Source organism: Flavobacterium sp. DSP2-3-1, from assembly GCF_049896865.1.
Classification (GTDB): Bacteria; Bacteroidota; Bacteroidia; order Flavobacteriales; family Flavobacteriaceae; genus Flavobacterium.
The window spans coordinates 255,688-276,146 of record NZ_JAFCVD010000003.1; the positions used below are offsets into that span (position 1 = coordinate 255,688).

Below are 20,459 nucleotides of genomic sequence, written 5' to 3' on the forward strand. Positions count from 1 at the left end.
CAAAATTACTTCTTACTAACAACGCATTCAAATTGTTTGTTTAACTTTGTTAAAAACAAATTGAAAATGAAAAGAATAATAGCATTACTGATTGCGTTTGCAACATTCTCTTGCACCTCAAGTACAGAAAAAACTGAATTCTCTAAAGAAGCTTTATCAGAAACCCTTTTGGCCACTGACGGGAGCCAAGTCGCTTTTCAGGATATCCTAAAAAAATATAAAGGAAAAACCTTGGTAATAGAAGTTTGGGCTTCATGGTGTGGAGATTGTGTAAAAGCAATGCCCAAACTAAAAGAATTACAAGCTAATAATCCTGAAGTCGCCTACTTATTTATTTCGATGGATAAAACCGCCGATAAATGGAAAGCTGGAATTGAAAAACACCAATTAAAAGGAGGTCATTTTATGGCAAATGACCAAATGAAAGGTGTATTTGCTAAAGCCGTAGACGTAGACTGGATTCCAAGATACATCATTGTGGATAAAAATGGCAATATTATTTTATACCGCGCCATAGAAACCGATTTTGATAAAATCAATAAGACCCTTAAAGATTTAAAATAATACATTCAATTGTTCAATTACAATTTTAAATAACATAGCCAAAAACTAAATATAACCCAATTAAAATGAGAAAGAAGATTGTTGCCGGAAACTGGAAAATGCATAAAAATGCAGAGCAAACAGAGGATTTATTAAATGAATTGATAGCGAAAATTCCAACAGACACAGCTGTTCAAGTTATTGTAGCTCCTACTTTTATAAACTTGGCTTCCGCTGTTGATCATTTAGAATTTACTAATATTGACGTAGCTGCACAGAACGTTCATGAAGCAGAAGGTGGCGCTTTTACAGGCGAAATTTCAGCTGATATGCTTAAAAGCGTTGGTGTAGATATTGTAATTCTGGGACATTCAGAACGCAGAGCAATCTTTCATGAAACGGATGCTTTAATTGCTAACAAAGTAAATACAGCTTTGGAACATGACATGAGAGTTATTTTTTGTTTTGGAGAAGAGTTAAAAGACCGTCAATCAAAAAATCATTTTAACGTAGTAGAAAATCAGTTAAGAGACGGTTTATTTCATATTGAAGCAAAAGACTGGGATAATATTGTTTTAGCTTACGAACCAGTTTGGGCAATAGGAACCGGAGAAACAGCTTCACCAGAACAAGCGCAGGAAATGCATGAATTTATCAGAGAAACAGTTCGTAAAGCATATGGAAGCGAGATTGCAGAAAATGTATCTATTCTTTATGGCGGAAGTGTAAAACCGGATAATGCAAAAGAAATATTCTCAAAACCTGATGTAGACGGTGGTCTTATCGGCGGTGCTGCGCTTAAAGCTGATGATTTTGTTGCGATTGTCAATGCTATTTAAATATCATTTTTAAACTTTATAAACAAAGCGATGATTTATTTCATCGCTTTTTTTTTAAATTCCTATTTCCACCTGAAAACGTACATACCAATTATTTTTTGTGCTTCCGTCAAAATAATTTAAAGCATCAAAAGTCAATTCACTTTGCAACTTAAAAGTATGTTCCCAAACATATTTGGTTAAACCAATAGTGTACTGTTTAGCATTTGGAGCCAAAGTCCGGATATCCGCTCCTACTTTTTGAGTGGAATATCTGCCGATAATTTCATAATTGGAAGGAAAATTATAACTCAATTGATGATCAAATCCGTTACCAACAAAAGCAAAATTAGATTGTGAAATATCATATGGATTTATCGTAACGGCATTTCTTGAAGTAGTTCTCGACATATAACTTGACATGGCGGCCCAACCGTTGTATTTAACCAAAACATCCAGCATCAATGATTTCATAGTACGAGATTCGAATAAATCATTCCCTAATTGACCTTGAGTTCTTTTGGCGTGATTATTTTGCTGAAAAGCTCCTGAAAGCATTAATTTTGGCTTTTTTTCTCTTACAATATCCCCTTCAAAATAGGTTCCGTCTCTTGAAAACGCTCCAAACGGTAACAACTCTACCTTACCAGTTAAGGCAACACCTGCATCTGTATTCCCCGTAATATTTCGACCTTCTCCTGTTGAAATAGCTGTTTTAAAATTATAGGAAAATTTCTCTTGAAATTCGTTCATATTGTGAACTTGAAAACCAAAATCCCTATCAATTGTAAATTTGGCATTGTTAATCGATCGGTCCGTTAACTGTAATCCGCCTGAAGAATTCACACGCTGGCGATTTCCTGGTAATTTTGTTTGTCCAAAACTGATATTCCAGTGTCTGTTAGGTCTGTAAAAAACAACTGCATCTCTGATAATATTTATGTTCTCACCTTCTCTAATTTCACCAACATCGCCCGGAGCAAATGACAATTGAACTGCATATAAAAATTTTGGACTTCCCACATACCCGTCTAATCGCAAACGTAATCTTCGGATTTGTCCATCGTAAGCGCCTTTTTCATCCTCATTTTCATAATAAGTTAATCTGTTTTGCATTCGAAAACGAATATTTAATTGGTAGAGACTGTCAGGTGAAGTTATTCCAATTCCTTTACCAAAACTATAATAAGGAAGTGCCGATAATTTTAAATCATTATCCTGTTTGTTTTGTTTTATATTAACTTGAGCAATACTGGTAAAACTGGATAGAAAAATAAAAAATAAAATAATTTTTTTCATTGTAAAGTTGTGTGTTAACGGTGCAAATGTAAAATAAAATTTGATTTACAAATGCGGTTTAAATAGTGATTGTTACCTTTGCAAAAAAAATAAGCATGTCAAACATTTATATTGGGTATCATTTTACTGTTACTCCAAAAGAATTAGGCTCTGAAATACTAATTGCAGAGTTGGGCGAAAAAGCCTTCGAAAGTTTCACAGAAACTGAAACAGGGATTTCGGCTTTTGTTCAAAAGGATTTATGGGATGAAACTATTTTAGAAGATATTCACATTTTACAATCCAAAGAGTTTACGATTGATTATACTTTTGAAGAAATTAACCAAGTAAACTGGAATGAAGAATGGGAAAAGAATTTTGAAGCCATTGATGTAGAGGGAAATTGTCACGTACGTGCTCCTTTTCACCCAAAAACGAATGCCGAATTTGATATCGTTATCGAGCCAAAAATGAGTTTTGGAACAGGTCATCATGAGACTACACACATGATGATTCAGCATTTGTTGGAAATGGATGTTACCGGAATGAAAACCCTTGATATGGGATGCGGAACTGCCATTTTAGCGATTCTTGCAGAGATGAAAGGTGCCCAACCAATTGATGCTATTGACATTGACAATTGGTGTTATTTAAACTCCATTGAAAATGCCGAACGCAATAATTGCAAACATATTACAGTTTATGAAGGTGAAGCTGGATTACTAGAAGGCAAAAAATACGATTTAATTATTGCCAACATTAACAGGAATATTTTGTTGAACGATATGCAAAATTACGTAGACAGTTTAAATTCTAATGGAACACTACTTCTAAGCGGGTTTTATCACGAAGATATACCATTTATAGACTCTTCGTGCGCCGAAAAAGGCCTTACGTATGTTAAAAAATTTGAAAGAAACAATTGGGTATCTTTAAAATTCGTAAATTAGTGGTATTATTTTTTTATTAATTACGAAAGTACAAAAACGTACAAAATGAGTACTAAAGAAAAAGTAAGAGAGAGAGTCAGTGTAAAAGAGTCCGCGAGTTTAAACAACGAAATCATTGTTTATAATGATGATGAAAATACTTTTGATCATGTCATTGAAACTTTAATTCGCGTTTGTAATCACACTCCGGAACAAGCCGAACAATGTTCATTAATTGTGCATTATAATGGTAAATGTACCGTCAAAACGGGTCCTTACGACAAATTGAAACCACAATGCACCCAATTATTAGAAGCAGGATTGAATGCAGAAATAATTTAAGAAGAATAAGGACTTCCCATTGAGAAATAAATTACTGTGAATAATTCAAAAACATTCTCTTTTATTCTATATTTGAGTAATATAAAGTGTTTTTATGGAAGAATATGGTAAAATTTTAGTTTTTGTGATGCCCGTCTTTTTGATATTGATTATCATCGAGAAAATTTATGGGCATTACAAAGGGGAAGATACGTCACCTAACATGGATTCTGTTTCCAGCGTGAGCTCTGGAATGGTGAACTCGATGAAAGATGTTTTGGGACTTAGCATTACTTTGGTTTCCTACAATTGGATTGTCTCGAAAATAGCATTATTCGATCTTGAGGCTAACATTTTCACCTATTTTATTGGATTTATTGCTATAGATTTTTATGGCTATTGGAGTCATCGTTGGTCTCATCAAATTAATTTTTTATGGAACAAACATGCTATTCATCATAGTAGTGAGGAATTCAATCTGGCCTGTGCCCTACGCCAACCTATTTCCAGTTTTGTCAATCTATTTACCTTTTTATTAATTCCGGCTGCTCTTTTAGGAGTTCCCTCCAAAGTAATTGCAATAACGTTGCCGATTCATTTATTCCTCCAATTCTGGTATCACACCAAGCACATAAAGAAAATTGGTTTTCTGGAAAACATACTGGTTTCGCCATCACATCACAGGGTTCATCATGCCATTAACCCAGAATATATGGACAAGAATCATTCACAGATATTCATCATTTGGGATAAATTGTTTGGTACTTTTCAAGCGGAATTAGAAACTGTTCCACCAGTTTTTGGAATCACGAGACCAGCGAGAACCTGGAATCCCATTAGGATTAATTTTCAGCATTTATGGTTGCTGATTACAGATTCTTGGCGCGCGGAAAACTGGAAAGACAAGTTTACCATTTGGTTTAAACCAACAGGTTGGCGTCCAGAAAATTTTGAAGAGAGATATCCCGTAACCAAAATTACCGATGTTTTTGATTTTGAAAAATATGGAGTTCAACATTCTAAAAAACTGATGTACTGGTCCTTATTTCAAGCTATCATTACGTTGTTACTTGTAAGTTACATGTATAATTCCATTGCCATAATAGGTTTGCCAAATGTATTTATTTACGGCGCATTCATCTTCCTGACCGTTTACAGTTACACAGAACTGATGGACACCCGTAAAATTTCTGTATTCTGGGAAAGTATTCGTTTTGCATTCGGAATTGGACTAATCTTCTATTTTGGAGGTTGGTTTGGCATGGATCAACTCTTTCCTTTTGCGAGTTATGTTGTTGCAGTTTATCTGATCTTGTCATTGATTGTAACTATATATTTTGTCAGTATTAATTTCGAAAAAGAAAAAATGATTGTAACGCAATCTTAAAAACAACATATGAAAAGCAACGTACTATTAAATAGTTTTATCGGATTTAGTCTCGTTTATATTTCGTTTATATTTTTTGGGAATGAAAATACAGCTTGGTTTTTAAAACCTTTTTTGTTGCCATTTTTACTTTTAGCTGTTTATTTTCAAGAAACGTTCTCTACTAAGAAAATTCTATTATCCGCTTTGACTTTGTCATGGGTAGGTGATATTATTTTGATGTTCGCTGACAAAGGAGAATTGTATTTTATAGCAGGATTGATTGCCTTTCTACTTTCGCATATTTCCTACATAATACTATTCAGCAAACAATTAAAGATTAATTTAAAAAAAAGTAAAATCATTTTTTGGGTTGGAGTTACCGCAATTGCCTTCTATTTAATAGTAATAATGCTGATTTTACTGCCAAGTCTGGGTGATTTAAAAATTCCTGTTTTTGTTTATGCGCTGACAATTTCAATTATGTTATTGTTTGCGCTCAAAGGATTCTTAAACTGGCAAAAACCTGCCAATAGCTATATTTTAATTGGAGCTATCGTTTTTGTAGCTTCTGATAGTCTTTTGGCCTTTGATAAATTCTATGCGCCGTTGCAATACAGTTCCTTACTGATTATGGCTACCTATTTGCTTGCGCAGTATTTGATTGTCATTGGGATTTTAAAATTAAACAAAAAAAAGTAGCATCTTCATACGAAAACGCTACTTTGATTTAAGCTATTTTTCGATTAATGAGGTAATTTACTTTTTAATAATCCGTATAAATAAGTTCCCAAAAGTGCGCCAAAAAGCACTATTGAAACAGTCCAAAAACCGGCACCCAACAAGATAAATATAGGACCCGGGCAAGAACCGACCAAAGCCCATCCCAATCCAAAAAACAATCCACCAATCCAGTATCGTGCAGATCCTTTTTCTTTATCCGGAATTTCAATCGATTCTCCTTTAATGTCTTTTATGTTATTTCTTTTTATGATTTGAATACCAATAATTCCTGTCAAAATAGCCACAGAAATAATTCCGAACATGTGAAACGACTGAAATTGAAACATTTCATAAATGCGATACCAAGAAACAGCTTCAGATTTGGTTAGAACAATTCCAAAAATAAATCCAACCAATATATATTTTAGTATATTTTTCATGCTTTATATTTTAAATTTTTAAATAATTAGAGCTTATCTATTTTCTACTTTACAATTAATGGCAATAAAAAATGTACCATTATCAACCCACCGATAAAAAATCCGATAACTGCTTTTAAAGAAGGAATTTGTAAATTACTCAAACCTGAAATTGCATGTCCAGAAGTACAACCACCGGCATAACGAGAACCAAAACCTATCAAAACACCACCAATAAGCAGTATGAAAATACTTTTTGGTGATTGTAAAATTGATGTTCCAAAAAGAGCGTCCGGCAATAATTTTCCGTTTGGAGCTTCAATACCAAGTTGTGCTAATTGTGCAATTGTCTGTGGATTAATAGCCACATTTGAAGCATCACTCATAAAATGAACGGCAACAAAACCACCTAACATAGCTCCTAGAACGACTACTAAATTCCACCGTTGTGCTTTCCAATCAAAATCAAAAAAGGCTACTCGTTTTCCTAAACCAGCCATTGAACACAATGAACGCAAGTTAGAAGACATCCCGAACGACTTTCCAAAATAAATCAAAGAAAGCATAATCATACCAATCAAAAACCCAGAAAAATACCAGGACCATGTTTGAAAAATAATATCCATATTGTTTTTTTGTGTAAAGATAAGAAGCATTTTACGAAATTTTGGAAGAAATAGTTCTGACAGTTAAAAAGTGCGAATTCAAATTATTACGGGAACACGCTGTAAGGTTTAAAGTTCTGTTTATATTTGTATTATTTAAATTACATGGTATTGTAATTGCTATTTTAAACTTTACCTGTAAAATTATTTTAAATATGAAAAAATCAATCCTTTTTATTGCATTACTAATTGGAGTAACATCTTGCTCCAGTACACAATCAACTATAAAAAACACAGATGATAAAGCGCCAAATCTTACTCTTTCAAAAGACAATACTTTTGTGATTACCGAATACAGTAAAGACAAAAAATATGGCTACGACAAAGATTACCCAATCAATATTTTCTTTAACAACACCGAAAATGAAACAATAAATCAAGTTCGGTTTTTGAATGCGTTAGCGGGTCCCAACGGTGAAAATATCACATTTTCTAAACTGGAAAGCTGTTGCCCGTTTCCAACAAAAAGAAGCGAGTTGGGTGCAGGATTTTTGGATGTTTATGAATTAAAATGGGTGGGGCAGAAAAAACCAGTTATACTATATTTAAACATCTATGAAAAAGGAGTTTTGATGGTTCCATTGGGACTTTCATTGAAAAAATAATAGATTTTAGAATACCCTAACATCCTTGTAAACCAAATCCGTAGCCCTGATGGAAGGGAAAATCCTCCCGTTTTTTAGGGAGATTGTAACGGACAGCAGGAAACAGCTCCTAAAAAAAAGTTAATGCGGGAAATTATTTGGAAATCGTAAATCGTAAATCGCAAATCATAACTACCTTTGCACCTTTAAAAAATCATATTATGAACCTACAACATATTCCACAAATCAAATATACTGACAGTGGCAACTTCTTCCTACTTGCAGGGCCTTGCGCCATTGAAGGTGAAGAAATGGCGATGCGAATTGCCGAAAAATTAGTTGGTATTACTGAAAATTTACAAATCCCTTTCGTTTTTAAGGGTTCTTTCAAGAAAGCAAACCGTTCTAGAATTGACAGTTTTTCAGGAATTGGAGACGAGAAAGCATTAAAAATCCTTAGAAAAGTTTCGGAAACTTTTAAAGTTCCCACTGTTACGGATATTCATACCAATGAAGATGCGGATATGGCGGCTCAATATATTGATGTGTTGCAAATTCCAGCTTTTTTAGTGCGTCAGACGGATTTAGTTATGGCTGCTGCCAATACAGGAAAAGTAGTCAACTTGAAAAAAGGACAATTCATGAGCCCTGAAAGCATGAAACATGCTGTTCAAAAAGTATTGGATTGTCACAATGAAAACGTGATGGTTACAGATAGAGGAACGATGTTTGGCTACCAAGACATGATTGTTGATTTTAGAGGAATTCCTACGATGCAACAATACGCTACCACTGTTCTTGATGTTACGCACTCCTTGCAACAACCCAACCAAACGGCTGGTGTAACTGGTGGAAGGCCTGATATGATTGAAACTATTGCCAAAGCTGGTATTGCGGTAGGCGTGGATGGAATCTTTATAGAAACCCATTTTGATCCTGCTAACGCAAAAAGCGATGGTGCTAATATGTTGCATTTGGATTATTTTGAATCCTTAATGACCAAATTAGTTGCAATTAGAAAAACAATAAATACATTTTAAATTTAGGCCCCCAATTCATTGAAACATTTTTTATTATATTCCGCATTCCTTACTATTATATTTACCAATAACACAATTGCACAGGAAACTACAGAAATTCGAGGTAAATATTCAACTCATAACAAAGGGAAATTTTTTATTTCGTGGGGAGGAAACAGAGACAGTTACTCCAAATCAGACATAACTTTTCAAGGTAAAGATTACGATTTTACCTTAGAAAATGTTCAAGCACACGACAAACCAAAAGGCTGGCATGTAGACTACATCAATCCAGCCCGTATGACCATACCGCAGACTAATTTTAGAATGGGGTATTTCATGAACGATCATTACAGTTTTGCTATAGGCGTAGATCACATGAAATATGTGATGTCACAAAATAAGGCCGTTGACATCAATGGGTATTATCCAAATCCGGGATCTTATGATGAGTTATTGGGCAATAATCAAGTGCTTCTGACTGAAGAATTTCTTAAGTACGAACACACTGATGGTTTAAATTATGTAAATACTGAGTTATCAAGACATGATGATATTTCGTCTATTTTCAAAATTGGAAATACCGACAAAATTCAAGTTAATCTAACAGAGGGTGTTGGTTTTGGATTATTATACCCAAAAACAAACACAACTTTGTTAGGAAAAGAACGTCACGATGACTTTCATGTTTCAGGTTATGGAACTTCATTAAAAGCAGGTTTAAATGTTACTTTTTTCAAACACTTTTACATTCAAGGAGAGCTGAAAGGTGGCTATATTAATATGCAGGACATACGAACTACCGAAAATGCCGAAGATAGTGCCTCACAGGATTTTTTCTTTTTTCAGAAAATCATTGCCGCGGGAGGAATTTTTAGAATTTAATTCACTCATTGTCAAAAATTATTAAAGCTGTCATTTCTGATGGCTTTTTTTATGAATTTCACTTAAAATAAATCAAAAAGTATAAAATTAACAAGATTTGAATTGTTTGATTTTTTTTCTTTATTTAAATTTTAATTAGTTAAATTTAACCATCGAATTTGTTTATTTTAAGTTGAATAATGTTAACACCAAAAAGTTCTTTAAAATTATAAATGGCCAAAAATAACACCATTATATCTTCTTTAAAAACGGACTATCACTTTGATAATTTCTTTAATATCTCAGCTGATTTTATCTGCATTGCAGGATTTGATGGCTATTTCAAAAGAATAAATCCTGCTGTTTCAAAATTATTAGGCTTTACGGAAGAAGAACTATATTCCAGACCAATCAGCAGTTTTATTTACACCGCCGACCTTCAAATTACCATAAAAACAAGGGAAGAAGTATACAAAAATAAACCTCTTTTGAATTTCGAAAACCGTTATTTAACTAAAAGCGGGGAGATTGTCTGGTTGTCATGGACATCAATGCCTGTGGAATCCGAGAAATTAGTGTACGCCATTGCCAAGAACATCACGCATAAAAAAAGAGTTGAAGAAGAACGAAATTTACTTCTTACAAATCTTACACAAATCAATAAGGAACTTACGCTTTTGTCTCATAAAACTTCACATGATTTAAAGTCTCCCATAAATAATATGCTTTCTGTTTTCAGCCTTATTGATGTTTCAAAAATTAATGATCCAGAAACGTTAGAGTTAATAGAAATTCTTAAATTAACCAGTGAAAACTTAAAACAAACTTTAAATGATTCTATCGATAAATTAGTTGAAAATGAGAGTATCAATACTCAAATAGAAGAAATAAATTTAAATGAATCCCTTCACGAAGTCCTTGCCTCTATAAATTCTTTGGTAAGAGATTCAAGAGCAATTATTGATATTGACTTTTCAGCTTTTGAACAAGTTATTTTTAACAAAGCATACATCAAAAGTATTTTTTTAAATTTACTCACTAATTCCATTAAATATACAAAACCGCATCAAGCACCCGTTATTACCATCCAATCCAGAAAAGTCAACGGAGTGAACCAATTAATTTTTTCTGATAATGGACTTGGTTTTGATATGGAAAAAGTTAAAGATAAGATTTTTGGATTGTACGAAAAATTTCATAGCAATAGCGACAGTAACGGTATAGGACTCTATTTAGTTTATAATCACATTACGAGCTTAGGTGGCCGAATTGCAGTGGAGAGTAAAATTAATGAGGGTGCTAAATTCACTATTTCTTTCAAATATTAAAAAAAATGATTTTAGCACCTTCAAATTAAAGTTTTTTTTATTTTACTATACCATTCTGATCCATCAGATAAAGTAAGGAAGCCATAGCTGCTGCTCCCAGTTCTAACTCTCTTTTGTTGACAGCATCAAAAGTATCATTTGCAGCATGATGGTAATCAAAATAACGTTGTGAATCCGGTTGCAATCCCACTTTTACGATATGATTGGATTGTAAAGGACCAATATCAACACCGGAATGTCCTTTTACAAATTTGTGAATTAAATATGGTTCGAATAACGTGGCCCAACTACTGATTTTATTGAAATTAGCTTCATCAGAATCAATTGAAAATCCTCTTGGTGAGAACCCGCCCGAATCACTTTCTAAAGCAAAAATATGGTTTTCGTTGTTTTTATTGGACTGCATTTCATATTCTTTTCCGCCTCTAACACCGTTTTCTTCGTTCATAAATAATACCACACGCAACGTATTTTTTGGCTTGTATCCAATATTTTTGAAGATATTCAACACTTCCATACTTTGCACACATCCAGCGCCATCATCGTGAGATCCGTCTCCTAAATCCCAAGAATCAAGATGCCCGCCAACGACCATTATTCTTTCAGGATGTTCAGAACCTTTCATCTCTCCTACCACATTATACGATAAAACATCGTCAAAGGTCTGACAGGATTGTTTGAAATAAAATGATGCGTTCGGATTTTGTTTTAAACTTTTGCTTAAAAGTTCGGCTCCATTTGTACTAATAGCAGCAGCCGGAATTCGTTGTCCTTTGGCGATTTCACCATAATTAGTTGCTCCGGTATGCGGTAAATCATCCAAGCGCAAATTCATCGATCTGACAATTACGGCTACTGCACCCAGTTTCCCGGCTTCTCTGGCTCCTGATGATCTTTGGTCGACACAACTTCCGTATGCTTTAAAAGTTTCGATAAATTCAGGATTCATCGCTCTGTTGAAGAAGATGATTTTTCCTTTTACTTTTTCTTCCCCTAATGCGGTTAATTCTTCTAAACTCTTTACTTCCAGCACAGCTGCTTGTATTCCTTTTTTAGGAGTGGCAACGGAGCCACCAAGCGCACATACTGGAAAAGTTATTTTTTGTTTTCCCACTTGTAAATAAGCGATTTCTTTTTGGCCCCTCACCCATTTTGGCACCATTACTTCCTGAAGATACACCTTATCTAATCCCAGTGTTTCCAACTGTGCTTTGGCATACAAAACCGCTTTCTCTGCTCCAGTTGAACCTGATAATCGGGATCCAATGGTATTGGATAAATGGTCCAGCCAAGGATAGCATTTAGCATCGGTCAAGGAGGATTTGTATATTTCCTTTAAAGTTTGCTCGTCTTTGGTTTGCGCAAAAGCAGTAATTCCACCAAACAAAAGTGTGGCTAAAACAATTGATTTTTTCATAATAAATTCAGGTCTTTTTTGGTATTTTTCTTTACAATTTTGGTTTTGGTTGTTGTGGCAATTTCGTAATTCTTAACGAATATCTAAGGTAAGATTCAAAAAAAATCATGCAAGTTTTAAATTCTTGCAGGATTTAACTATTATTGGATTGGTTCAAAACTGATTGCTGTTCCTCCACCTGGAGCCAAATTCAAATTAATTTTTGATTTGTTGGTCACCACAATTGTTTTGATTTGGTACGCAATCGGATTGTTTTTCCAATCGGCATCTTTCGCATCTTGATAAATAATGGCTTTGTATTTTTTACCTTTGGTCAGAAAGTCTAATTTGATCTCTGATTTTCTGGCATTCTCATCAGTAATTGCGCCAAGAAACCAAGTTTCCTTTCCTTTTGTTTTTCGGGCAACAGTAATATAATCGCCCGGTTCCGCTTCTAAATACTTGCTTTCGTCCCAATCCGTTTCAACGTCTTTAATAAACTGAAAAGCATCCGGGTATTTCTCGTAATTTTCTAATAAATCGGCTGCCATTTGCAGTGGAGAATACATCGTTACGTACAAAGCCAGTTGTTTGGCTAAAGTCGTATGAACCTGCTCGGTTTTATTTTTATCATAATAACTCATTTTAATTTCAAAGATTCCCGGCGTATAATCCATTGGTCCGCCCAGTTGTCTGGTAAATGGCAAAATAGTTTCGTGCATAGGCGGATTTCCGACACTCCATGCATTGAATTCATTCCCACGAGCAGCTTCGGCAGCGATGTAATTAGGATACGTTCTTCCATAACCGGTTGGTCTTGAAGATTCATGAGAATTAATCATTATCTTATAATCCGCAGCACGTTTTACAACAAAATTAAAATGGTTTACCATGGATTGTCCGTCATGAAATTCGCCACGTGGAATAATTTTACCCACATAACCTGATTTTACAGCCGGATACTCGTATTTTTTCATCAAATCAAAAGCGCGATCCAAGTGTCTTTCGTAATTACTAACAGAACCAGATGTTTCATGATGCATAATCATTTTAACCTTTTTTTCTTTGGCGTAAGCTGAAAGAGCCGCAATATCGAAATCCGGATACGGCGTTGTAAAATCAAAAACTTCTTCTTTCCAATTCCCGTTCCAATCTTCCCAACCTACATTCCATCCTTCAACAAGCACACCGTCGAAACCGTTTTTAGCGGCAAAATCAATGTATCTTTTAGTATTCTCAGTAGTAGCGCCGTGTTTTCCAGACGCTTTTGGTGCATCTGCAAAATTAGTGGCATTTTGAGAGCCTGCATAATCCCAAGTGGATTTCCCTACGTGCATTTCCCACCAAATCCCAACATATTTCATAGGTTTAATCCAAGAAGTATCTTCTAATTTTGACGGTTCGTTTAGGTTGAGAATCATTTTAGAAGCCACAATATCTCTGGCATCATCGTTAATCATTATTGTTCTCCACGGCGATACACAGGGTGTTTGCAAATAGGCTTTATCACCAATGGCATTAGGAACCAACTCGGCTTTCAATTTGTAATTCGTCACATCAGCATTCAGGTGCATCACCGGATAATTGACCAATGCCGCTTCAAAAATATTAAGATACAATCCTGATGGCGCTTTCATCATTAATGGCGTTTGGACCATATATTTACCAGGAATCGATTTCACTCCAATTCCGTTGTTCATATTGATTTTGCTATTATCAATGTCTGAAAATTTAGTTTCATTGTATTCGTATTCATTGCTGTCGAAATCTCCTGGAATCCAGAATACTTTATTGTTTTCGGTTAAGTTGAATTGCGTAACCTCATCAGCAATGATAAAATAATTCAGCTCCGCTTGTTTTGGAAAATCGTATCTGAAAGCTACTCCTTCATCAAAAATTCTAAAAATGATATTCATTTTTACTTTAGATTCTTTGCTGATTAAAGAAATTATAAGTTCATTATAATGATTTACGATGCTTGATTGTTCCCCTAAAACTGGCTTCCAAGATTCGTTAAAACTAGAAGTTTTTGAAGTCAGGATTTCAAAATCAGCATCTAAAGCTGGTTTTCCCTTTAATTTTATGCCTAAAGCACTTTCTAAAATGACCGCTTTGTTTTTATAATTTACAGCGTATGAAGGTTGTCCATTAACCGTTAATTTGAAATTTAAAGCTATTTTTCCCGATGGGGATTGAACGCTTTGGGCATTCCCAAAATTGAACAGAAAAAGTAGAAAAAGAAAGAATAAATATTTCATTTTGAATGATTTTTTTGAATTGATAAAAGTAAATAAAATAGCCGTTTTTCAAAGTGTAACTTATAACAAATACCATTTTTTTGTTAAAAAAAACCCTTCAGTAAAAATACTGAAGGGCCGATCATAAATAAACAAACCAAATCTATTTAATTAAATCAAAACTAACTTTCATGTCGGTGTTCGAATTTGTACCAACAAAAACCTGAAAAGTACCAGGTTCTGCTATAAACTGTAAATTCGAATTGTAAAATTTTAATTCTTCAACAGAAATTTCAAAAGTAACTGTTTGTTTTTCTCCTTTTTTAACAGCAATTTTTTGGAATCCTTTCAATTCTTTTAGTGGCCTTGTAACTGAACCCACTAAATCTCGTATATACAATTGAACCACTTCTTTACCATCAAAATTACCGGTATTAGTTACATCTACAGTAACTTTTACTTTTTCGTTGAAATTCATTTTATCGGATGAAATTTTCAAGTTAGAATATCCAAAAGTCGTGTAACTCAATCCAAAACCAAAAGGAAATAAAGGTTCATTTCTTTCGTCAATATAATTCGATCTGAATTTTTCGAACTTACCCTCTTTGTTTCCTAATGGTCTTCCCGTATTTTTTTGGTTGTAATAAATAGGCACCTGACCAACGCTTCTTGGGAACGTAGTTGTCAATTTTCCGGAAGGATTTTCATCTCCAAACAAAACATCCGCGATGGACGCGCCTGCTTCACTTCCTGCGAACCAAGTATTCAATATTGCAGGAACCGTTTCATTTTCCTGAACCAACACCAATGGACGACCTGTGAATAAAACCAAAACAACTGGTTTTCCTGTTTTTAACAAGGCTTGCAATAGGTCTTTTTGAGCTTGTGGAATCTCTAAATTGGTGCGGCTGCTGCTTTCTCCACTCATTTCTGCAGATTCGCCAAGGGCAGCGACAATTATATCCGATTGATTCGCAATTTTCACCGCCTCCGCCAATAATTCTTCGGTAGTTCTATTATCACGGTGCAAGGTTTTCCCGAACATAGTGGCTTTTTCCTCGAAAGCAGCGTCATAATCCAGATTGCTTCCCTTGGCGTAAAGCACTTTGGTTCCATTCCCCGCTACTTCTTTTATTCCTGCCAATAGTGAAATGGATTTTTCCATATTGGTGGCCACACTCCAGGTTCCTGCCATATTTTCTTTGGCATCGGCCAATGGTCCGATTAAAGCAATAGTTCCTGACTTTTTTAAAGGAAGCAACTGATTTTGATTCTTTAATAAAACTAATGATTGTGCTGAAATCGTTCTTGCTTCAGCCCTGTGGCTTTTTGTAAAAACTTCGGTTTTAGCTCTATTTTCATCACAATATTTATAAGGATCATGGAACAATCCCAAATCATATTTGGCATTCAAAATAAGACGAGTTGCATTATCTATTTGTTCGATAGTTACTTTTCCTTCTTCCAATGATTTCTTTAAAGTCGTCAGAAAACCTTCACCGACCATATCCATTTCAATTCCGGCATTTAATGCCAAAGCAGATACGGTTTGTAAATCGCCCATTCCGTGTTCTATCATTTCAGGAATCCCTGTAAAATCAGTAACCACAAAACCCTTAAAACCCCATTGTTTTCGTAACACATCAGTCATCAACCATTTGTTTCCGGTTGCTGGAATTCCATCAATTTCATTGAAAGACGCCATGACCGAACCGACGCCGGCATCAATAGCGGCTTTATAAGGAGGGAAATAATCATTGTACATTTTTATTCTACTCATATCAACCGTGTTATAATCACGACCCCCATCGGGCGCGCCATACAAGGCAAAATGTTTCACACAGGATAAAATGGTATTATTTTTCGACAAATCATCTCCTTGGTATCCATGCACCATTGCTTTGGCTATCTGACTTCCCAAAAACGGATCTTCACCAGAACCTTCAGAAACTCTGCCCCAACGCGGATCGCGAGAAATATCAACCATAGGCGAAAATGTCCAGTTGATACCATCAGCACTGGCTTCCTTAGCTGCAATTTGAGCAGAGCGTTCAATCAATTTCATGTCCCAAGTACAAGACAATCCAAGCGGAATAGGAAAGGTTGTTTCATACCCGTGAATGACGTCCATTCCAAAAAGCAACGGAATTTTCAATCGGCTTTTTTCGACAGCAATTTTCTGTACTTCACGTATTTTTTGAACTGATTTAATGTTGAATAAACCGCCTACTTTTCCATCTTCGATATTTTTAGCTACATTAGAACTATTGGCAGCTCCAGTTGTAATATCTCCCGAAGTGGGTAAATTTAATTGCCCAATTTTTTCTTCCAAAGTCATTTTCGATATTAATTCGGCAACAAATTCTGTTTTCGGTTTAATTTTAACGTTCTTTTTAGTTTGCTTTTTTTGGCTGTAGCCAAAGAGAGAAATTCCAAAAAGTAGTATAATAAGTTTGATTTTCATTTTTGTCTGTTTGTTATTAGATCAAACGCATTAAAATAAATTAAGTTTAAACCACATAGAAACATAGTGTTTATTTCTTTAAAAATAAATTTTTGGCGATGATAGGAGTTCACGATAGAAAAAAAAGGTTTGGCTTTTTTTCTAGGTCACCTATATTTAGACTGTTCGGAACAGATTTAAATCAAAAATTAAATTAAATTCTATGTTTCTATATGGTTCAATTTTTAATGCGTTGGACCTGCGTTTATTGTTTGTTTTTTGTTTGTTTAAACATCCAATCATAAATTTCTTGGTTGTCATATACACGGGACCAACTGTCGTGATTTGCGTCATCAAAAATGGTTAATTCCACATTGGCGTTACAACTTTTTAATTTTTTATACATCGTAATGGAATACTCCACATTGACAACATCATCTAATAATCCGTGAAAAATCCGAATAGGTATAGCTTCGATTTTACAATTTTCTACCATTGGAATTCTATCCACATATCCTGCAATGGGCACTAAAGCCGCAAAAATTTCAGGATGTGCAAAAGCTAGATTCCAAGCGCCCCAAGCCCCCATACTAAGACCAGTGAGATAAATTCTGCTATGATCAATATTGTATTCTTTCTGGATTTTTAAAATCAATCGATACAACACTTCTTCATTCCAATATTCATTCTCCGGACATTGTGGAGCCAAAACATAGGCGTCTAGGTCGTGACTTTTCAAATACTTGAACGGTCCGTGCAATTTTACTTTTTCAATATCCATTCCTTTTTCTCCAGAACCGTGCAGAAAAATAATCAGCGGTTTTTTTTCTTTGGTATTTTTTGGAATATGTAAAGCAAACGCTAATTCACGTTTTTGTACGATTTCCGTTTTTATTTTCCCGATAATTTGAGTTTGAGAAAACGAAAAATGGGTTACCATTAAGAGAAGAAAAAGAAGCTTTGGATTCATTATAAAAGAATTAAAAAAACAGATTACTTTTAAGATTCAGTAATCTGTTTTTACTTTATGAATTATTATCTATTTGTTTTTTCCAATTTATAAAGAGCAACTACTTCGCTAGCGTTTAAAGCTGATTTATAAATTCTCATTTCGTCCAGCAATCCAGCATAATCTGTTGCCCAGCCTTCGTCTCCATGCGTGGTTGTTAACGATGGTGAAGTACTAAATTGATTGGATCCAATCACTAGTTGAGATAAATTTGGAGTTGCAAAAACCAATGCACCGTACAATGGCGCATTATTAGGATTTGCATTGCTTCCGTCAGGTCCACCTGGATTATCCCCGTAAAGAATACAAGAACCGTTTAAGTCCGTAAAAGGACCATAAGGTGTTCCATAAATACTAGTCGTTCCTTTTTCTCCATTTTTATAAACGGTGTATCTCGAAGTTACAGCATCATAGGTTAAAACCACTTGAATCCAAGTATCAATTGCTCCATCGATATTAAAAATTGGACCTTGTCCACCCCATGCAACTCTCTTGTTTTCAATCCCCATTTTCAAACGAAGAGTATTAGGTCTGGCATTATCAGGATTTTCAAGAAACAAGTTTAATCCTCCCCAAAAACCAGCCGGGTTTACTAAAGAAAAGATTCCTTGAATCCCTTTTCCTTGTCCCGGAGCACCACCATCAGGAACGGTTTGGCCGGATTTCATCCAAAAACTGAAACTGAAACTACTCAACGCACCTACAGCAGTTGCATTGTTGTAAACTGCATAGCGCTCCTGAGCTTTAGAACCTTGAAAAGCCTGACCTTTGATACCTTCGGTGTAGGCTACATTTTTCCCTGTTCCGGTAAGGCCGCCTTTTGAATCAGCAATGCTATTATCGAAACTCCATTTTGCAATCAGATTTCCAGCATTTACATCATCAGAAGTATTATAAGAACCAATTGGAGGGTATTCTAATGGCTCATTCGCGTCTACATTATCCGAGCAACTTGTCAGTAACTGAATTGAAAACACCGTAGTCAGACAAAATATTTTTATACTATTTTTCATGTTTTATATTTTATTAATTACTAATAATTTTTATTTATTTGAGTGGATTTGCTTAAAATCCATATTTACCAGAATGAAAACCAAGATTAATCAAACCTTGTTTTACCTCAGGAGCATTCATAAATAATTGCCACAATAAACCGGTACGATAATTCTCCAACATAACCATTTCGGGTCCTTGGTCTATCGCCAAATAACGTTGCGCAGTCCATTGATAATGCTGACTATGCGCATCATAAAATCCCGCAACGCCCCAAGTTTCTGTTTTATAATTTTCATATAAATTACGGATGAATGCTTTACTTTCTAGCGGTGTATACACAATCGAGCTTATCGCTGCAGTTGGTGAAATAACGCCTTTATCATTGCTTGGCATGTGAGCATCATATCCAATAGAACCATCGCCATTACGAGAATACGAAGCTGTCAATCCCCAATAATTAGCGCCGTATCCTTTGAAACTTTTTGGATTGGCCACTGCATATAAATAGTTGATTTTAGTATGATTGGAATTTAAATCCCAATAATTGGCATATTTATCCGTCAATTGATTTGGATCTAAACCCAAATACGAATAGTGGGCCCAAAATAATGGTCCGCCAAATTCTTCGGCACCATTGTGTTTTAAAATCAAAGGGAGATTGTATTTAGTTTTGGATGAAACTATGCCGCCGCTTCTCGCCCAACCTTCGTGATAAGCAGCCGGAGCAATTGCATGTGTCGGCGAAGCTGCTGCCATAACATACGTAATTAGACATTCATTGTAGCCTTCCAGAGGAAAATTCATTTCCCAGTTGTAATTAGGAGACCAGTGCCAGAATAATTTATTCTGATTGTTGGTGTACCATTGCCAGTCCACTCCTTTCCACAAATCATCAAATTTTTGGGCTACTGCTTTTTCTTCGGTTGTTCCGTTTTTAAAGTATTCTCGAACGGTGATCATACCGGCCACTAAAAAAGAGGTTTCTACTAAATCACCACCGTTATCTTTTGTTCCAAAAGGAATAACGCGACCTGTAGTACCATTTATCCAATGCGGCCAAGCTCCATGAAAACGCTCCGCAGTATTTAGAAAATTAGCGATTTTGTTCAGACGTTCTGCTCCTTGTGCTTTTGAAATATAACCACGAGACATTCCTGAAACGATAGCCATCAGACCAAAACCAGAACCACCTGTGGTAACAATATTTTGATCAAATGAAGGATCCTGAGGAATATAGCGCTCCCTAGCCATCCCAGAATTGGACTCCGCATAATCCCAAAAATAAGCAAAAGTTTGTTTTTGAACGACATCCAACAATTCCTCGTCCGTTAGTTTTACAACCGGAGTAACAGTAACTGGTGGAGTAATTACGGGACCATTATCTGTGCTTGGTCCGGAAGAATCACATCCAAGAAAAGTAATGAGCATAAATAAAGCTGAAAATTTAATCATTTTTAGATTTTTTATGTAGTTTTCCTTTACCCTAGCTCCTTCCCGAAATACATTAGGAAAGAGAAAAGG

At 35.1% G+C, this 20,459-nt stretch carries 19 protein-coding genes; 10 read left to right on the forward strand and 9 right to left on the reverse strand.

Going from position 1 to position 20,459, the window contains the following annotated elements; translation table 11 throughout:
* Positions 1-66 precede the first annotated feature (66 nt).
* Positions 67-564, forward strand: a complete 498-nt coding sequence (locus tag ACP7AT_RS05135; protein ID WP_426063272.1) for a TlpA family protein disulfide reductase — start codon at positions 67-69, stop codon at positions 562-564.
* A gap of 65 nt (positions 565-629) precedes the next feature.
* Positions 630-1,382, forward strand: coding sequence for a triose-phosphate isomerase (tpiA, locus tag ACP7AT_RS05140; RefSeq protein ID WP_091204488.1), 753 nt, complete (start codon positions 630-632; stop codon positions 1,380-1,382).
* A 54-nt stretch (positions 1,383-1,436) separates the two neighbouring features.
* Here the strand turns inward: tpiA and ACP7AT_RS05145 are convergent, their stop codons facing one another.
* On the reverse strand, positions 1,437-2,660 hold the full coding sequence (locus ACP7AT_RS05145) for a porin (protein WP_426063273.1): 1,224 nt from the start codon (positions 2,658-2,660) through the stop codon (positions 1,437-1,439).
* Between the two features lie 95 nt (positions 2,661-2,755).
* Here ACP7AT_RS05145 and prmA point away from each other — a divergent pair, with 95 nt between their 5' ends.
* The 4 genes from prmA (at position 2,756) to ACP7AT_RS05165 (ending at position 5,957) form a co-directional block, all read left to right on the forward strand.
* Positions 2,756-3,589, forward strand: a complete 834-nt coding sequence (gene prmA / locus ACP7AT_RS05150; protein WP_426063274.1) for a 50S ribosomal protein L11 methyltransferase — start codon at positions 2,756-2,758, stop codon at positions 3,587-3,589.
* A gap of 45 nt (positions 3,590-3,634) precedes the next feature.
* Entirely contained in the window at positions 3,635-3,910 is a 276-nt protein-coding gene (locus ACP7AT_RS05155) for an ATP-dependent Clp protease adaptor ClpS (RefSeq protein ID WP_426063275.1), read from the forward strand.
* Positions 3,911-4,004: 94 nt separating this feature from the next.
* Positions 4,005-5,276 carry a sterol desaturase family protein gene (locus ACP7AT_RS05160; protein ID WP_426063276.1) on the forward strand — a complete coding sequence of 424 codons (1,272 nt, stop codon included), beginning with the start codon at positions 4,005-4,007 and terminating at the stop codon, positions 5,274-5,276.
* 9 nt (positions 5,277-5,285) lie between these two features.
* Entirely contained in the window at positions 5,286-5,957 is a 672-nt protein-coding gene (locus tag ACP7AT_RS05165) for a lysoplasmalogenase (RefSeq protein WP_426063277.1), read from the forward strand.
* A gap of 44 nt (positions 5,958-6,001) precedes the next feature.
* On the opposite strand, the gene ACP7AT_RS05170 is transcribed toward ACP7AT_RS05165, so the two are convergent.
* Both ACP7AT_RS05170 and ACP7AT_RS05175 read right to left on the reverse strand, forming a co-directional pair.
* Positions 6,002-6,418 (reverse strand): DUF6691 family protein, encoded by a 417-nt coding sequence (locus ACP7AT_RS05170; RefSeq protein WP_426063278.1) that lies wholly within the window; start codon positions 6,416-6,418, stop codon positions 6,002-6,004.
* Positions 6,419-6,462: 44 nt separating this feature from the next.
* Positions 6,463-7,023 carry a YeeE/YedE family protein gene (locus ACP7AT_RS05175; protein WP_426063361.1) on the reverse strand — a complete coding sequence of 187 codons (561 nt, stop codon included), beginning with the start codon at positions 7,021-7,023 and terminating at the stop codon, positions 6,463-6,465.
* Positions 7,024-7,217: 194 nt separating this feature from the next.
* Between ACP7AT_RS05175 and ACP7AT_RS05180 the strand changes: the two genes are divergently transcribed.
* From ACP7AT_RS05180 to ACP7AT_RS05195, 4 genes are all read left to right on the forward strand, one after another.
* Positions 7,218-7,667 (forward strand): 2-dehydro-3-deoxyphosphooctonate aldolase, encoded by a 450-nt coding sequence (locus tag ACP7AT_RS05180; RefSeq protein ID WP_426063279.1) that lies wholly within the window; start codon positions 7,218-7,220, stop codon positions 7,665-7,667.
* A gap of 200 nt (positions 7,668-7,867) precedes the next feature.
* Entirely contained in the window at positions 7,868-8,686 is an 819-nt protein-coding gene (gene kdsA / locus ACP7AT_RS05185) for a 3-deoxy-8-phosphooctulonate synthase (protein ID WP_426063280.1), read from the forward strand.
* Between the two features lie 18 nt (positions 8,687-8,704).
* Positions 8,705-9,550, forward strand: coding sequence for a hypothetical protein (locus ACP7AT_RS05190; RefSeq protein WP_426063281.1), 846 nt, complete (start codon positions 8,705-8,707; stop codon positions 9,548-9,550).
* A gap of 212 nt (positions 9,551-9,762) precedes the next feature.
* Positions 9,763-10,857, forward strand: a complete 1,095-nt coding sequence (locus tag ACP7AT_RS05195) for a PAS domain-containing sensor histidine kinase (protein WP_426063282.1) — start codon at positions 9,763-9,765, stop codon at positions 10,855-10,857.
* A gap of 37 nt (positions 10,858-10,894) precedes the next feature.
* On the opposite strand, the gene ACP7AT_RS05200 is transcribed toward ACP7AT_RS05195, so the two are convergent.
* From ACP7AT_RS05200 to ACP7AT_RS05225, 6 genes are all read right to left on the reverse strand, one after another.
* Positions 10,895-12,274, reverse strand: coding sequence for a M28 family peptidase (locus tag ACP7AT_RS05200; protein ID WP_426063283.1), 1,380 nt, complete (start codon positions 12,272-12,274; stop codon positions 10,895-10,897).
* A gap of 140 nt (positions 12,275-12,414) precedes the next feature.
* On the reverse strand, positions 12,415-14,511 hold the full coding sequence (locus tag ACP7AT_RS05205; protein WP_426063284.1) for a glycoside hydrolase family 97 protein: 2,097 nt from the start codon (positions 14,509-14,511) through the stop codon (positions 12,415-12,417).
* Between the two features lie 142 nt (positions 14,512-14,653).
* On the reverse strand, positions 14,654-16,954 hold the full coding sequence (gene bglX / locus ACP7AT_RS05210; RefSeq protein ID WP_426063285.1) for a beta-glucosidase BglX: 2,301 nt from the start codon (positions 16,952-16,954) through the stop codon (positions 14,654-14,656).
* 244 nt (positions 16,955-17,198) lie between these two features.
* The gene (locus tag ACP7AT_RS05215) at positions 17,199-17,903 is read right to left on the reverse strand and encodes a prolyl oligopeptidase family serine peptidase (RefSeq protein ID WP_426063286.1); all 705 of its coding nucleotides are present in this window, start codon (positions 17,901-17,903) and stop codon (positions 17,199-17,201) included.
* A gap of 65 nt (positions 17,904-17,968) precedes the next feature.
* The gene (locus tag ACP7AT_RS05220; protein WP_426063287.1) at positions 17,969-18,955 is read right to left on the reverse strand and encodes a hypothetical protein; all 987 of its coding nucleotides are present in this window, start codon (positions 18,953-18,955) and stop codon (positions 17,969-17,971) included.
* A gap of 52 nt (positions 18,956-19,007) precedes the next feature.
* Positions 19,008-20,390, reverse strand: coding sequence for a glucoamylase family protein (locus tag ACP7AT_RS05225; RefSeq protein WP_426063288.1), 1,383 nt, complete (start codon positions 20,388-20,390; stop codon positions 19,008-19,010).
* Positions 20,391-20,459 lie beyond the last annotated feature (69 nt).

What these genes read in the sequence shown, in the direction of transcription:
- ACP7AT_RS05165 (WP_426063277.1), top strand. Translation starts at nt 5,286, where the DNA reads ATGAAAAGCAACGTACTATTAAATAGTTTTATCGGATTTAGTCTCGTT.
- ACP7AT_RS05135 (WP_426063272.1), top strand. Translation starts at nt 67, where the DNA reads ATGAAAAGAATAATAGCATTACTGATTGCGTTTGCAACATTCTCTTGC.
- kdsA (WP_426063280.1), top strand. Translation starts at nt 7,868, where the DNA reads ATGAACCTACAACATATTCCACAAATCAAATATACTGACAGTGGCAAC.
- ACP7AT_RS05155 (WP_426063275.1), top strand. Translation starts at nt 3,635, where the DNA reads ATGAGTACTAAAGAAAAAGTAAGAGAGAGAGTCAGTGTAAAAGAGTCC.
- ACP7AT_RS05200 (WP_426063283.1), bottom strand. Translation starts at nt 12,274, where the DNA reads ATGAAAAAATCAATTGTTTTAGCCACACTTTTGTTTGGTGGAATTACT.
- ACP7AT_RS05205 (WP_426063284.1), bottom strand. Translation starts at nt 14,511, where the DNA reads ATGAAATATTTATTCTTTCTTTTTCTACTTTTTCTGTTCAATTTTGGG.
- ACP7AT_RS05175 (WP_426063361.1), bottom strand. Translation starts at nt 7,023, where the DNA reads ATGGATATTATTTTTCAAACATGGTCCTGGTATTTTTCTGGGTTTTTG.
- ACP7AT_RS05160 (WP_426063276.1), top strand. Translation starts at nt 4,005, where the DNA reads ATGGAAGAATATGGTAAAATTTTAGTTTTTGTGATGCCCGTCTTTTTG.
- ACP7AT_RS05220 (WP_426063287.1), bottom strand. Translation starts at nt 18,955, where the DNA reads ATGAAAAATAGTATAAAAATATTTTGTCTGACTACGGTGTTTTCAATT.
- tpiA (WP_091204488.1), top strand. Translation starts at nt 630, where the DNA reads ATGAGAAAGAAGATTGTTGCCGGAAACTGGAAAATGCATAAAAATGCA.
- ACP7AT_RS05225 (WP_426063288.1), bottom strand. Translation starts at nt 20,390, where the DNA reads ATGATTAAATTTTCAGCTTTATTTATGCTCATTACTTTTCTTGGATGT.
- ACP7AT_RS05195 (WP_426063282.1), top strand. Translation starts at nt 9,763, where the DNA reads ATGGCCAAAAATAACACCATTATATCTTCTTTAAAAACGGACTATCAC.
- bglX (WP_426063285.1), bottom strand. Translation starts at nt 16,954, where the DNA reads ATGAAAATCAAACTTATTATACTACTTTTTGGAATTTCTCTCTTTGGC.
- prmA (WP_426063274.1), top strand. Translation starts at nt 2,756, where the DNA reads ATGTCAAACATTTATATTGGGTATCATTTTACTGTTACTCCAAAAGAA.
- ACP7AT_RS05170 (WP_426063278.1), bottom strand. Translation starts at nt 6,418, where the DNA reads ATGAAAAATATACTAAAATATATATTGGTTGGATTTATTTTTGGAATT.
- ACP7AT_RS05215 (WP_426063286.1), bottom strand. Translation starts at nt 17,903, where the DNA reads ATGAATCCAAAGCTTCTTTTTCTTCTCTTAATGGTAACCCATTTTTCG.
- ACP7AT_RS05145 (WP_426063273.1), bottom strand. Translation starts at nt 2,660, where the DNA reads ATGAAAAAAATTATTTTATTTTTTATTTTTCTATCCAGTTTTACCAGT.
- ACP7AT_RS05180 (WP_426063279.1), top strand. Translation starts at nt 7,218, where the DNA reads ATGAAAAAATCAATCCTTTTTATTGCATTACTAATTGGAGTAACATCT.